The sequence below is a fragment of the Serratia sp. 506_PEND genome, from assembly GCF_001076875.1.
GTDB classification, from domain to species: domain Bacteria; phylum Pseudomonadota; class Gammaproteobacteria; order Enterobacterales; family Enterobacteriaceae; genus Serratia; species Serratia marcescens.
The window spans coordinates 1-237 of the sequence record NZ_JVEL01000063.1; the positions used below are offsets into that span (position 1 = coordinate 1).

The 237-nt window shown below is 62.9% G+C and carries 1 protein-coding gene; it reads right to left on the reverse strand.

Annotated elements, in window-relative coordinates:
- The coding region (locus ADK28_RS02160; protein WP_048794763.1) for a phage protein Gp37 at positions 1-237 on the reverse strand (237 nt) is incomplete at both ends.

Consider the following 237-nt stretch of genomic DNA (forward strand, 5'->3'; position numbering starts at 1 on the left):
GCAGTCGGCGCACGGCGCTGACCAGCTTGTAGCTACCGACCTCATCGAGGCGTGGGCCACCCATGCGGGTACTGGCTTCGCTGCGCACGCTGTAGTCACCGACCATCACCACGAACTTGCCGTAAACGTTGTACGTGTTGCGGGCCGTCGTGCGGCGCCTGGTGCTGCTGATACCAGCGAACGTGACCCAGACCGCCGGAAAAACCCGGATCAACTCCGTCAGGTCAGTGTCCATCT